Annotated in this window: 8 protein-coding genes; 5 read left to right on the plus strand and 3 right to left on the minus strand. The window is 42.6% G+C overall.

Going from position 1 to position 13,851, the window contains the following annotated elements; genetic code table 11:
* Nucleotides 1-7: 7 nt before the first annotated feature.
* Nucleotides 8-565, minus strand: coding sequence for a hypothetical protein (locus KKE17_00585; protein MBU1708478.1), 558 nt, complete (start codon nt 563-565; stop codon nt 8-10).
* 414 nt (nt 566-979) lie between these two features.
* On the opposite strand from KKE17_00585, the gene KKE17_00590 reads away from it, so the two are divergent.
* On the plus strand, nt 980-1,414 hold the full coding sequence (locus tag KKE17_00590) for a hypothetical protein (GenBank protein MBU1708479.1): 435 nt from the start codon (nt 980-982) through the stop codon (nt 1,412-1,414).
* Nucleotides 1,415-1,470: 56 nt separating this feature from the next.
* Here the strand turns inward: KKE17_00590 and KKE17_00595 are convergent, their stop codons facing one another.
* Nucleotides 1,471-2,121: a cytochrome c biogenesis protein ResB gene (locus KKE17_00595; GenBank protein MBU1708480.1), complete on the minus strand. Its 651-nt coding sequence runs from the start codon at nt 2,119-2,121 to the stop codon at nt 1,471-1,473.
* A gap of 532 nt (nt 2,122-2,653) precedes the next feature.
* On the opposite strand from KKE17_00595, the gene KKE17_00600 reads away from it, so the two are divergent.
* Both KKE17_00600 and KKE17_00605 read left to right on the plus strand, forming a co-directional pair.
* On the plus strand, nt 2,654-3,646 hold the full coding sequence (locus tag KKE17_00600) for a sigma 54-interacting transcriptional regulator (protein MBU1708481.1): 993 nt from the start codon (nt 2,654-2,656) through the stop codon (nt 3,644-3,646).
* A 617-nt stretch (nt 3,647-4,263) separates the two neighbouring features.
* On the plus strand, nt 4,264-6,261 hold the full coding sequence (locus KKE17_00605) for a choice-of-anchor D domain-containing protein (GenBank protein ID MBU1708482.1): 1,998 nt from the start codon (nt 4,264-4,266) through the stop codon (nt 6,259-6,261).
* A gap of 894 nt (nt 6,262-7,155) precedes the next feature.
* Here the strand turns inward: KKE17_00605 and KKE17_00610 are convergent.
* Nucleotides 7,156-7,458, minus strand: coding sequence for a hypothetical protein (locus tag KKE17_00610; GenBank protein MBU1708483.1), 303 nt, complete (start codon nt 7,456-7,458; stop codon nt 7,156-7,158).
* Nucleotides 7,459-7,545: 87 nt separating this feature from the next.
* Here KKE17_00610 and KKE17_00615 point away from each other — a divergent pair, with 87 nt between their 5' ends.
* Both KKE17_00615 and KKE17_00620 read left to right on the plus strand, forming a co-directional pair.
* Nucleotides 7,546-12,204 (plus strand): CxxxxCH/CxxCH domain-containing protein, encoded by a 4,659-nt coding sequence (locus KKE17_00615; GenBank protein MBU1708484.1) that lies wholly within the window; start codon nt 7,546-7,548, stop codon nt 12,202-12,204.
* 89 nt (nt 12,205-12,293) lie between these two features.
* On the plus strand, nt 12,294-13,851 hold a 1,558-nt coding region (locus tag KKE17_00620; protein MBU1708485.1), incomplete at its 3' end, for a hypothetical protein.

Consider the following 13,851-nt stretch of genomic DNA (forward strand, 5'->3'; position numbering starts at 1 on the left):
AATGATATCAAATGATCGATATGGCGATTTCTTTATCTTTATTTCCTTCATGAAAAGCGCGAATTATTGGTTTCTGGGGCTCGGTCATAGAGATGATAAACATCACTAAGCCACTTTTTTCTGCAAGCACAGTATCGAGATTCGTGGGTGTGTCACGGAGTTTATCGTGATCCCAGGCCACACGATGCATATGATACGTGCCAAGCATGATAATATTTTTCCTCTTGCATGAATGGATTTTTTCAAGAAGTTCTTCTGGTTCTGCAACCCATCCTCGTTTTTCAAGGGGGGTGATGGAAGGCATGGCATGTTTAGCCATAATATCATCCATGTAATTTTTATATGGACCGGCTGATCTTGCGTTTTTATACAGTGGGTAGCATTGTTGTATTTGAATTTTTTTATCTTTGATAATGCCGGCAAGCAAACCAAAGGCTTTGTAGTCGTTATGTTTTTCTTCCTGATCAGAACCCGGTGAAAGTTTTTTTCTGCAATGTTCAATTATTGTATTATAAATTTTTTGAGGAAGGTGTATCTGGTTTTCAGGGGAATATTTGTAGTTCATGAGAGGCCGGAGTTTGCGATTGGCTGTAGTTTTTAGGTTTTGTTCTTTGGTTATGAGGAAGACGGGCTTGGTATTTTTATTAATGGGTGCTTTTCAGCCTTGAGGATATCGATGAATGTTAATGATGCATTTTTATATCCCGAAGCAAAAAAATACTTAAGTTTTATTTATATACAAAATGTTTAAGTTAATCAACAAAACCTGATGGAACTTGATATTCAGAGTTCAGTCATTACAGGTTCGCGAGAACTGCAACATCTTAACATTTACTTTGAGATTGTCATTTATTAAAGAGAAAATTTGATTTACAATTATAAGGGTGGTTATAAATTTTTTGTTTATCCTGGATTTGACTGAGGCTCGGGCATTTCTTAAATATTACAGACTGTATGGTACCAAAGTGAGGAAAATTTTATGTATAAAATTATTGTCGTTTTGATGTTTGTGGTAATCATGCTACACGGATGTAAAGATGAAAATAACATCAAGCAAGAAAAATCAGTCAAGCCTAATATTCCAACTGTTTCTAAAAAATCAACATCCGGATTAAGTCTAGATGAACAAAAGATAAAATCCTTTGACATACTCAGTGAAATTCTTGAATTGATAGAAAGTTCAAGCCGTGAAGCGGTAAAACCTCAAATAGAAAAATCATATCTTGAATTAATAAAAACATGTCCTGATGTTGGCTTGGCCCAGGAAGCTTACTGGAAGCTTCTGGTTATGTATAAAGAGGAAAACACCCCTGAAAGTCTGGCCAAGGCAGATGCGCTTTATGCGCAATTCCAGACAAATTATCCTGATTCTGTCATGCAGAAAACATTGTCTGTTATCATGGCAAAAAAATAAATGAAAAATGACTGTTTTAGAAGTGAGATGAAGTGGGACCTTTCGCAAATGTTCGTTCAGCCGTTTTTTTTCATGTGTTTACTGAACAGGCAACAAGCTAAGCCTAGACATATAATGCCAAAGCCAGTAAACACCACCGGTACGCTGGGATCCTTTACAATCTGAAGCCCGGCGTATGGGTAACCATATTGGTCCAAGTCCACCTTGGTGAGGTAGAAATTCAAATCATTCCATTTAAAAGGATGATTTACTTCTGAGGCCCCCTGGGTGATTCTTTTTCCGTCTCGATGTATTTTCAAGTCAACCCAAATCCTCTTAAGGGTTGGATCCTTATAGCTTACCAGCTTGAAAGAGTAAGGGAAGTTCTTGGGAAGAGTGTTCAACCCTGTGGCTGTCGAAAAATTTCCGAGTTCATTGCCTTCCTTATCAAAGACTCTTAACTCAAGGTTTTTCGTATCGAAATCAATTTGTTCAGGCAGGACAAAGATGTCATCGGTTGCAAATTTTTTGCCTGTCCTGGTCTGAAACAGTCCGTGTTTGACTGAATCCTTTAATACTCCTATCCGGATTTCAACGGGAAAAAACTCGCGATGTATTGTTGTCAGCTCAAGGGTAAAGCCCAGGGGGGAGTCTTTTTCGACATCCCAACGATAAGCAGTTTCTGTTGATGAACCCTCATGTAAGTTCTGGGTGGCTACAAAACCCAAGAGACTCAGGAAACTTCCTGCAAGAGTAACAAGTGATCCGATATGGATAATCAGGGTCGATTTTTTTAGAGATCGGTATTTGTGGAGAGTACATAAAAAAAGGCTAATAGCAATAAGAACGAGTATTATGGTTGCCAGTGTGTTTACATAACTGTTTTTTTCAGGGAGCAGGGCTCGGGGGATGAGGATGATACACAATAAGGCAAAAAGGGTAATGCTCCATTTTTTTGATGTCAGGAGCCTGTTCAGTTGTTCAAGAAATTTCATAAAGGGATTAATTTAATACTCAAAGTTTCAGGTGTGAACATCAAAAGAATCTGGAACTGTTTAGAATCAATCCGTATTCCATTTTGTTACTGTTATAAATGGAACAATAAACTGAATAAATTGTTATTCTAACGTATTGATATTTCAATATTCTACTTGTTTTTTTGTGAATTAATTTTTATTAATATTTAGTAATATTCTAAAATCATTATTGAACTCGTCTGAAAGGTTAAAGACTCCCATTCCCGCATTCATTAATCAGGTTATGTCAAAGGAAAGACCCAAAGGGTTTGAAAAGATTATCACGGTAAACAGCAAAATGCTGTCTATTTTTCAGGATATCCTTTATATCGCTGAAACCTCAAAACCCATTCTTATCACTGGAGAAACCGGCGTTGGAAAAGAGTTGATTGTTGATGCCCTTCATCAGGCCAGCAAGCTTAAGGGCAGATTCGTCACGGTAAATGCAGCAGGGCTTGATGATAATATGTTTTCAGACACCTTGTTTGGGCATGTTAAGGGTGCATATACCGGAGCTGATCAAGGCAGAAAGGGGCTGGTTGAGCGAGCCGAAGGTGGTACTCTTGTTCTCGATGAAATTGGCGATTTAAGTCTTGCCTCACAGATCAAATTACTGCGGTTACTGCAGGAAAAAGAATACATGCCCCTGGGCCAGGATAAGCCTAAAAAAACGAATGTTCGTATTCTGGCTGTAACAAACAAAGATCTCTGGGAGTTGCAAAGAGTTGGTAAATTTCGTGCGGATTTGAATTTCAGGCTCCGGACGCACCATCTCCACCTGCCACCTCTGCGCGAAAGGTTAGACGATCTTCCCGTTCTTGTTGATCATTTTCTTGCCAAGGCGGCATATGCATTAAATAAAGAAAAACCAACGATACCTCAGGGGTTGATATCTTATTTGGAAACATTTTCTTTTATGGGCAACATTCGGGAATTGCAGGATTTAATTTTCGATGCAGTCAGCAGACTTGAGGGGGAACAACTTTCAATTGTTTTTTTTAAAAATTATAGAGCGAATACTTCTTCAAGTAAAGATGTGAGCCATGGTTTTGGTTCTCAAGACCAAAAAATATTCTTTCCAACAGAACTGCCCACAATAAAGCAAGTCACGTCTCTTTTGGTTCAGGAAGCAATGAAAAGAACTAAAGGGAAACAGACCGCAGCCGCTAAACTCCTCGGCATCACTCAACAGGCTCTCAGTAAACGCTTAAAGCTGGAAATCACCAGAAATTCCTAAATATTATATTTAATTTATATCCCTCCATTTCTATTTTACTTTCAAATGATTAGAGTGGTGCATTGATAACTATTATTAATAGCGAACACGTTAACAATTATAATTGTATTGACAATCTTCGTTGTTATTTTTTTTTATCGTATGAATTTAAGGTGTTAGATGGTTTATGGGAGCATCAACAACTTTTATTGTAAGATTCTGAGATTCGAAATTAATATATTTACAATAAAATCAATAAAATCAGCTGGATATGATTCGTGTGCTACTTGGCTTATTTATTGCATATAATTATTAGTAATATGTGCGAAATTATTTATATGAAAAACTCAATGAAATAAGCATGTTGGGTGTTATTTAACATTAGGGGGAATGCCATGAAGGGTCGGAAAAGTGAATTAAAGCTCACTGTCATGAGACTCTCAATAATTTTTTTGTTACTTGTGACAATGCCTGGGCAGGCTATTTCTGAGGTCACTTATCAGGCACTTGATACTGTGAGTGCTGGCTTGGTATTTCCAGATGACGTGGCATTTTCCGATGATCAAAAGATTTATGTCACAGATGCTGAAGCGAATAAAATCTTAATTTTCGATGCAAATAATATATTGCTGAAATCAATGGTAGTTACACGACCCACAGCTGTGGCAACCGGCCCCGTGTATCGCTATGTTGGTTCCAATGACATGTATCATGTCAAAGTCCTCGATTCTGATGACAAGGTAATAAATTATCTTGGCGGAATAAATCAATTCGGCCAGCCAAGAAATATCGAAGTTGATCCACAAACAGGCGATGTGTATGTCCTTGATGACGTTCGAGAAAAAATTTATGTATATACTGCATATGGCGAAAGACTTCTTCGAGAAATATCCCTTGAATCGAAATCCCTGCCTGTTGACTTAGCTTTTTTCAATAACAGGCTTTACATCCTTGATCAGCCGCTCGTCCGAAATATTCATGGCGCACGTGTAAAGGTGATTGAGACCAATGGAACACCTTATGCCTCGTTCGACTTCTACGGTTCAAGTTCAAATCAACTTAACAAACCCAAGGGAATAGCCATTGATTCTCATGGGGTAATGTATATAACCGATTCTTTTCATGGAGTTGTCATGTGTTTTGATGCGACAACAGGAAATTATCTCGGAGTAATTGAGAATGCTGATGAAGCTATGACTATGCCTAAGGGCCTTTCTATAACCTCCATGGGCAAGCTTTATGTTGCAGCGCCAAGGACGCGAAGTCTGAAGATTTTCGGGATTAATACTGCACTCGTCCAAGGAAGAAGCATCAATATCACGCCGTTGGCGCTGGGTTTCAATACAGTTATGATAGGCGACGGGATTGGTTCTCAATCAGTTACTGTTGTGAGTAACGGGACAAACAGTGTTACCCTTGGCGTTATTGAACTCTCCGGAGCAGAGGCAGGGGAATTATTAATCGTTTCGGATAATTGTTCGGGAGTTACATTGTCTTCTTTGTCAAGCTGCACAATAGAAATTAAACCCATGCCGACTTCAATCGGTGCAAAATCAGCAACACTCGTCATTCCTTCCAATGCAACTGATACAGCCCGTGAAGTCGGTTTAAGTTATGTTGCAAGCGGACGACCCGATATTGCCGCCACCCCGGCCAACCATGATTTTACTTCAGTGTTAATAGGCACGTTATCTGATCAGAAATCACTGTCAATAATTAATAATGGCGCTGCTGATCTGACAATTTCATCTATCGGATTGACTGGAGATAATCCAGAAGATTACCGGATTATTTCGGATTTATGTACCGGTGTATTGATGCCGGAAGAAACCTGCAAAATCGACATCCTTTTTGCCCCGGCATCCGAAGGTACTAAAGCCGCGTCGGTAAAAATTGAGTCGGATGATCCGGATGAACCCCAAATTCTCATATCACTGACCGGACTAGGTTACGGATATCCTGGTATCCGCATATATCCTGTTAACATGAATTTCGACTCCCTGGTACTTGATGAGGTTTCAGATTCACTGGTCGCAACTGTCTCAAACATCGGCACAACCAATATGACACTTGGATCGGTTTCAATAACCGGTGTTGATAGCGGTGATTTTATTGTCAGCACAGACGGTTGTTCGAATACTCTTCTCACACCGAATTCAAGCTGTTTAATTTCAGTAAGCTTCTCGCCGGTGAGTTCAACAGGTGTTAAGCAAGCAAATATCGCAATACCTTCAAATGATCCGGATAACCCAACATCAAACCTGCTTATTACAGGTAGGGTGATAATTGCGCCACAGGTTGACATCGGCAATGAAACCCTCAATTCCAGATCCAGAGGTCGATGGGTAACTATTTATATTGAGCTTCCGGACGGCTATTTCGTTGAACAGATTAACATCGACTCCGTAATACTTGATGAAGTGAACGGCCAGTATATTGATCCGCCGCTTAACACCTCAGGCCCTGTCGAGATCGGTGATAATAATGGCAATGGCGTTCCTGATCTTATGGTCAAATTTGATCGTCAAATGTTAATGGATCTGTTGGTCCATGGAATCAACGATATAACTGTGACCGGGGAATTATTGGACGGTACAGTATTCGAACAGGTAAGTACTGTTAATTATAATGAGTAATAATTTAATGAATTATTGTCGATCTTGCAAAAAGCGCTTAATTAAAAGTGACATGGCTTCCAGAAGTTCATAACGATGGAAGCCATGTCCTGTATGTTGACTTTTAATCGGATTAATTAATGAGACTGAAAGGAAAGGGCAGAAGACATGAAACCGCCAGAAGAAAGAAAACTCGGTGTTCATAGCTTAGAACAGGGGAGGATTATGATGCGGTTAAAGATGCTCATGATAATTGGATTGGTCATAACAGTTCTATGCCCGCTTGCAGCGCATGCTCGAGTTTCAATTGATGCCCCACATAATAATTCTAATGGGATGGATTGTGAGAGTTGTCATGGTATTGGTCTTCTTGCGTCTACTTATTGGAATGTGAATAATCCAGCCCCTGAAGATGTTGGTAACATTGACCGAACACTTTATAATCTGCTTTGTATAAGCTGTCATACAAAGGTTGACGGTCCGTTTAATGAAGCGGAAGGGCCTTTTGAAGTGACTCATTCAAGTAGGGAAACGGAATCTACATATCACAGCGGTTCATGGACCAAACAATGTATTGATTGTCATAATCCCCATATCCAGGAGCAGAAACGCTGGACATCCGACACTGATCAACTTCATCTGGCTACCGGCAAGATAGACGGTTTATCCTTTGACAGCGTTACGGATGTATCAACTCTTACTTATAATTCCACGGTTGGGATTACCTATAAATCACTCTGGAACGCCGCGCGTTTATCTGCCAAAACTTCTGAATATGCAAGAACCATTATTTATCCTTTAGCGACAAACGACAGGGTCAGTTTTCGGATTCTGGAAGTTGATGAAGGTTCTTATACTATTAAAATCAAAGGTGATGCGAGCCGTGTTTGGCGAGGAGCCACTACTAACCTTGATTCAGATTTCTATATTATTTATGGGCAATTGATTAAACAGCAGATTAACGGAGTTGATGTTAAGTTTTTTGATCAGACCGGCCCTAATTCCTTTGCCGATGGCGATGCTACTTTTAACGGTGTATGTGAAGTATGCCATACGATGACGACACATTATCAATCCAACGGAACCAATATCACCCACAAAGACACGCACCTGGCGCCTGTTGCAACAGAGGAAACCAATTGTATCGAGTGTCATCGGCATTCGAGTGGTTTTGCGCATATGCAGGACGGCACCGGCGACAAGTGTGGCACATGTCATGATTCCAATAACCATCCGGACCATTTGACTCTCGGAGCGAAGTGCTCCACTTGTCATGATCTAGCCAATATGTGGGCGGATAAAGTTTTGGGGGTTATTAACAATCCTCTTTCAAGAGCAGATGATCCTTTTGTCTGTGAAAGATGCCATAATGACGGAACAGGATGTGACGACAACAACACTCCTCTTGATTTGACCGATGATATTTGTGCCACACCTAATGATACCGATTATCGAATAAAATGGGATTCAGCAACCTACCCGGGATACAATCTACTTTGCGATGGATGTCATAATGGTCGTCCAGATACCTGGAAAGCCCCGGACGATACATCCAGCAATTTCTGGGATTCTCCTGATGAAACTTACGGTGTGATGGCGACTCACGGCCATGATCGTCTTGTCGGTGAGGCCGGGGTCCGGCAGTATCCCTGCTGGTTCTGCCATGCCTCAACAATTTCCGGTTACACTGATGGCTACAGCCCTGCCACCAAGGTAGATAACCGTTGGGACAACTGGACACTTACCGCCAATCATGCCAACGGCGTGGTTGATGTAGCCATTGATGCCAAATGGTATATTAATGGAATGGATGACCCTTATTTCGTTTCCGGATCAAAAAATTGCTATAACACTTACTGTCACAGTGACGGCACTACGGTTTCTCCGGAAATAAGAGACTATCCCTGGACCGCCGGTTCAGAGTCCTGTAACTCCTGTCATGGACATGATCCTAAAGCCCTCCCATGCTCTCTGTGTCATGAAGATGGAAGAAACTGGACTGATGCCGAAGAGTGGCTTTCGGCTATGCCGATGTACGCAAATACCGGACCCGGCACTGATAGGGCAAACACCCATTTCAGGCATATGTTTACAGGTTTTTCATGCGACGATTGTCATTTCACAACTGTAGGCGGTCCATGTCTGGAGTGTCATAGTGCCGGTATTCCGGCTGGAGCTATGGGGGCTGCGGAATCAGCGCATGTCAATGGGAAATACCATGTAAATAAAGTTAAAGATGTTGTTTTTAAAAGTGGTGGAACGTATGAACGGACGACTAAAAGTTGTTCCAATACTGCCGGCCCAGGATGTCATGCCACCACGGTACCCCAGTGGGGCGGATCCGTTACAAATAATGTCACCTGTCTTGAGTGTCACGGCACTACCGGGGCGGATATAGATGATTTCGGAGCATTTCAAGGTACTCAGGCAAAAATAAATATTGTTGAATGGGAGAAAGCAGGCCACGGCAGACCGGCATTGGATGTGAACGGCGATCCTAATCCGTATAAATCCGGTAATCCTGCGGCGGCTTTCCCGAATAACGGTTGTTGGTACTGTCATGATAATAATGTCCTGCATCAGGATGAAAGCAATCCTTTCCGCTTGAGGCGGCATTTGCATTTCAGTCAGCGGTTTGACCGGGAATGCGCCTATTGTCACATGCTTGAGCTGGATTCGGATTGTCTGCTCTGTCATAATGATGCCCTGTCAGAATCTTTGGCACCTCAACTGGCAAATATTCCTGCCAATGCAGTGATTAATGATCCATATACAATTGCTCGGCCGAATCATGCTCCGTATGTCGATGAACAAACATCATGTTCAGTTGGCACTACCTGCCATGAAGACACCAATACCCGCCACAAAGTTGATGTGCCTATTGAGATATCAAACAGTGATGAAATTGGCGATATTAAGAATCAATATATCATGATGGGCGTATGTCTTAAATGTCATGACGATGACAGCGGCGGCCAGTGTCAGTCATGTCATACAGGTTCACAATATGTAATCGGCTTTGATCCGGGGATTACAGGACTTCCTTTTATTCAGCCTCTTCAGGCAAAAGCCTCATCATTCCATTTCGGTTATAAGCATTATAAGGCGTATACCGACAGTTTTGATATAGTTCTCGATAGTGTCAATAGCGGCACTTCTGATGATCCTCCTTATCTAGTCAACAAATTGCGGGATCAAGGCCAGGCCTGGACAGACGATGTCTTGAAGGATGATTATTATGTTGCAATCACCAGCGGCCCGAATAATACCGAGCGAAGGAGAATCAAATCCAATTCAGCAGATACGATAACAACCTATGCGCCGTTCCTGAATACGGTTGATTTGGCTGTCACATTTGAAATTCAGGATATCACAACGGCTGTTGTCGATACTGGAACTGTTGATTCTCCGCCTTTATCCGCAAATCAGCTCAAAGAAGATTCGAAGAGCTGGAGTACTGATTCCTGGGTGGATGACTATGATGCCAACTATCTGGTTATGACAAGTGGCTCAAATATTGGACTCAAGCGAAAAGTTATTTCCAATACCGCCAATGTCCTCACACTGGAAAGTGCTTTTCCTGATAACATTATCGCAGGCGATACCTATAAATTGTTAAATCCAGTTTGGAAAGGCGGTAAATTCTGCTGGGATTGTCATGATCCTCATGGTGACATAAATTCCTTCTGGACCAGTGAAGAAGATAAATACAATATTTTCATGATGCAGACCCAGATTGCCACTGAAACCGACGGGTTGCATGGTAAGCCCGTTCCTTCAGAAAGAAAACCCGTGAAGTTCACCCGAAATCAGACAGGCATGGATTATGCCAAGTCAGTAGCTCCGATAAATGGCATCTGCAACGTCTGTCATGATTCTACTGTCGGTACAACCCAGCATTTCAATAAAACCGGTGGTGATGGACATAATGCGGCAAGAAAATGCACCCTTTGCCATGAGCATAGATTTACCGACAGTCATGCAAATGAGCAGGCTTGTGATTCCTGCCATGGCCAGAAACCGGTGCCACGCCATACGGCTTTCGGTCTGCCTCGGGATTGCACCAAGTGCCACGATGGAACAATCAAAAAACGGATGAATATCATGGGGCAGTTCCGTGCCAACTCTCACCATGTACAAAATGCCGACGGCACAGTGAACAATTTGCATTGTTATGCCTGCCACTGGGAGGCCACAGATTTAGGTCTGATTAATCTTGATTACCATACCGGTTATAATTATGTAACTCATCAGACTGTCGAAAATGATCCTATTGATCTGGTGGTTTGGGGTCCAGGAGTCAGGCCATCAACCTATGATACAACTCCGGGCTCTGCAACTGTTGCGATATTTCGTGCTTCTAATCTGGTAGTTGACCTGCCAACTGAGCGTGCGGAAGTCAGTAAGATCACTCCGCATTGTTTAAGTTGTCATAGTGATCAGAATGACGATACCGTGCCCTTTGATGATTGTAAAACACCCCGCCAATATGCCTGGGACAGTTACAGCATTGGTGCAAAATTTTCTGATACCGGAACCACCTCATGGGGGAAATATACCGGTCAAGCCAAAGCGGCGAAGAAAGACATTGTCAAAGCCTATTCAGCGCATGGCAATGCAGTGAATAATGCCGGCGGTTTTGATCCGGATACCGGGGTCGAAGACGTAACACCGAATACACGGGCCGGGGCCAACTATAACGTCGAATGTTTTGACTGCCATAGTTCCCACGGTTCTTTTGTGGAAGGTGTCTCATCAAGCTACGTATCGTTTAACGGCCTCAAGAACGGTGCCAATCTCAAAGAAACACAGAGCGGCAAAGGTGGATATAACTTAACATATAAAGCGTCAGCCTGGCCGGATCCTAATGCTGTAAATCCCTTTAATGCCGGTGCCGGACAGTGTTTTGATTGTCATGAAACTCTTACCGGCCGTCCAGGAGGAGGAACAGGCATTTCCAAGCCTTGGGGGTACAACTCGACTTTTGAGGACGCGCAACCGATCATCGGTTACAAGGACAATAAGCGGTTCAGCGGTACTTATATGGGAATAATCGAGTCCGGCATTCTTGAATCGATCAATCCTGGTGATCCGGAAAATTTTATAAATGTGGATCTCACTTATAGGGCTAGCCGGTCGACCCTTGGCGGTCACATGAATGCATCACATAACAACCCGGTTTCATCGAATTATAATGCTGGAGATCCAAGCGTAAATGATGTGCCCACCGAGGGAACCATTAACGGTTTGTGTACACCGTGCCATGATCCTCATGGTGTGAGTCCGACTCTGGGTAATAATAAGAAATATGCTGTACCGTTACTCAAAGGAACTTGGTTGACTTCACCTTATCGCGAAGATCATCCGCCGCCGATGGCATACGGCTATGATGGTAAAATCTCTTGGGGTGGGTATGTTAAATATGCTTCACCGATAAACAATCCCGAGTACCGATATAATATCGACCGGATAACATTTAATGACACTGCCAACAATGCCACCTTTATCTCCGAGACCGACCAGCAGTTTGCCGGACTTTGTCTGCGGTGCCATCCAAAGGAGAATCTGACCAATGAACTGGTGGATGATCAGGATTTCCGGTCTTTGGACAGAATTCATGAGACGGTGAAAGGCTGGGGGGGGGATGCCAATGAACATTATTTCCCATGTTCGAAATGTCACCAGGCCCATTCTTCCGGTCTGCCGCGCCTGATGACGACCAATTGTCTGGATTTTAAACATCGAGACGGGGTGGTTGATAGTGGTATTCCATATTACAGGGATAATCGTGCACCATCAAATGGCAGATCGGATCGAGGCTTTCCCATAGCCAATCTCTTTGGGAATGCCTTGGCTGCTGGTAAAGGTTATGCTACTGCATGCCATGTCAAGGTTGATGCCGGGCAGAATCCGGGAACCGACTGGAAGACCAAACAGTTATGGAACGACGTAACCTTGTGGTAATCCGAAGTCTGAGGAATTGGTAAACATATATCATTGATTGGTAAAGAAACATGACTGGGGAAGAAATGATAAACAACGGGAGCTGCGCTATGAGAAGCAACAGCCTATGTCGAGCGGGAGTATTGATTCATAATCCCTTGATGCAGAGTATTATTGCTCTGTTTTTATTAGCGACAATATTCTGTGGCTCAGCGTATGGAGTTGGAGGGGATATCCTCGGGCAGTATAGCCATGTCCTGAACGGTAAACAGGAAGCCATGGCAGTTGCCGTTGATAACGACGGAACCATGATTATTACCGGTTATACACTGGATAGCTACGAAGATTTCTTCACGATTAAAATTGCTGCCGATGGAAACAGCATGCTCTGGGCCTCACCCAAAACTTTTGATTTGTCAGGCGGTTCAGACATTGCAATTGGTGTTGTTATCGATTCACAGTCCAATGTCATAGTTACCGGTTCGGCATTTAACGGCTCTGATTTTGATTTTCATACCATTAAATACGATGGCGATGACGGTTCGGTAATCTGGCAGAATACCTATAATGGTCCCAATGGAGGACATAATTACCCCAAATCAATCGCTCTTGATAATTTAGATAATATTTATATTGGTGGTTATACACCCGGTACATCTGGACCGGATGATTTTCTGGTTATCAAATATAATGCAAGCGGTCCAATTGGCGGACGCCCCACCTGGGCGAAAACGTATAATAATGTTTCAGCGGATAATCATGACCGGGTAAATGCAATAGCGGTGAGTTCCGGTAATCCTGCATATATAGCGGTCACCGGAATATCAAACAATGATGTTAATTTTGACGTTCTCACTGTCAAATATGATGAGGACGGAACGCAGATATGGGCAGAGATTTATCCTGGCAGTTCAAATGACGATGCCGGGAAGGATGTAAAGATTGACAGTTCCGATGATGTTATTGTTACAGCTGAAGTATATAACGGTACCTTTGACATATATACAGTGAAATATACCGGTAATGCCGCAAGTGCTGTAGTTGATTGGCAAATCACATATAACGGCGGCAATGTTGATTCACCCACAAGTCTGATTCTTGACAGTGCTGATAACGTCTATGTAACCGGCACCACCTGGACCTCAGCCGGCAAGACGGATATTTTTACTGCAAAATATTACGGCACCGGCGTTAGCAAGGGATCCCCTGCCTGGCCCGCTAAAATCTATGATTCCGGGGATGATAATTCAGACACCCCAACCGGAATCGCCCTTGACAGTAGTTCGGTGTATGTAACCGGTTATACCCATAACTCCACACGAGGCGATGATGATTTCCGTACGATAAAATATCAAAGAGATAACGGCAACCAATCCTGGACAGTGGCTTTTGATGGTGGTTTGAACAAAAATGATAAAGCTTTGGGGATCGGACTATCATCCTCCGGCGATTTGTATGTGGCCGGCTGGATAGATAATACTCCTGCCACCGATTATGATTTCAAGGCAATTAAATATAATCCCGGTGCATTAAATACCCCTACTAATCTTGTGTTGACCCTTGTAACAGAAAATCTGGTGAGGCTTGATTGGACGGTTAATTCTACTGGAGAGGAAGGGTTTCATGTTTTCAGAAAAATTGGTGCCTTTGATCCATGGCCGGATACGC

This window comes from Pseudomonadota bacterium (assembly GCA_018823135.1).
Lineage (GTDB): Bacteria > Desulfobacterota > Desulfobulbia > Desulfobulbales > CALZHT01 > JAHJJF01.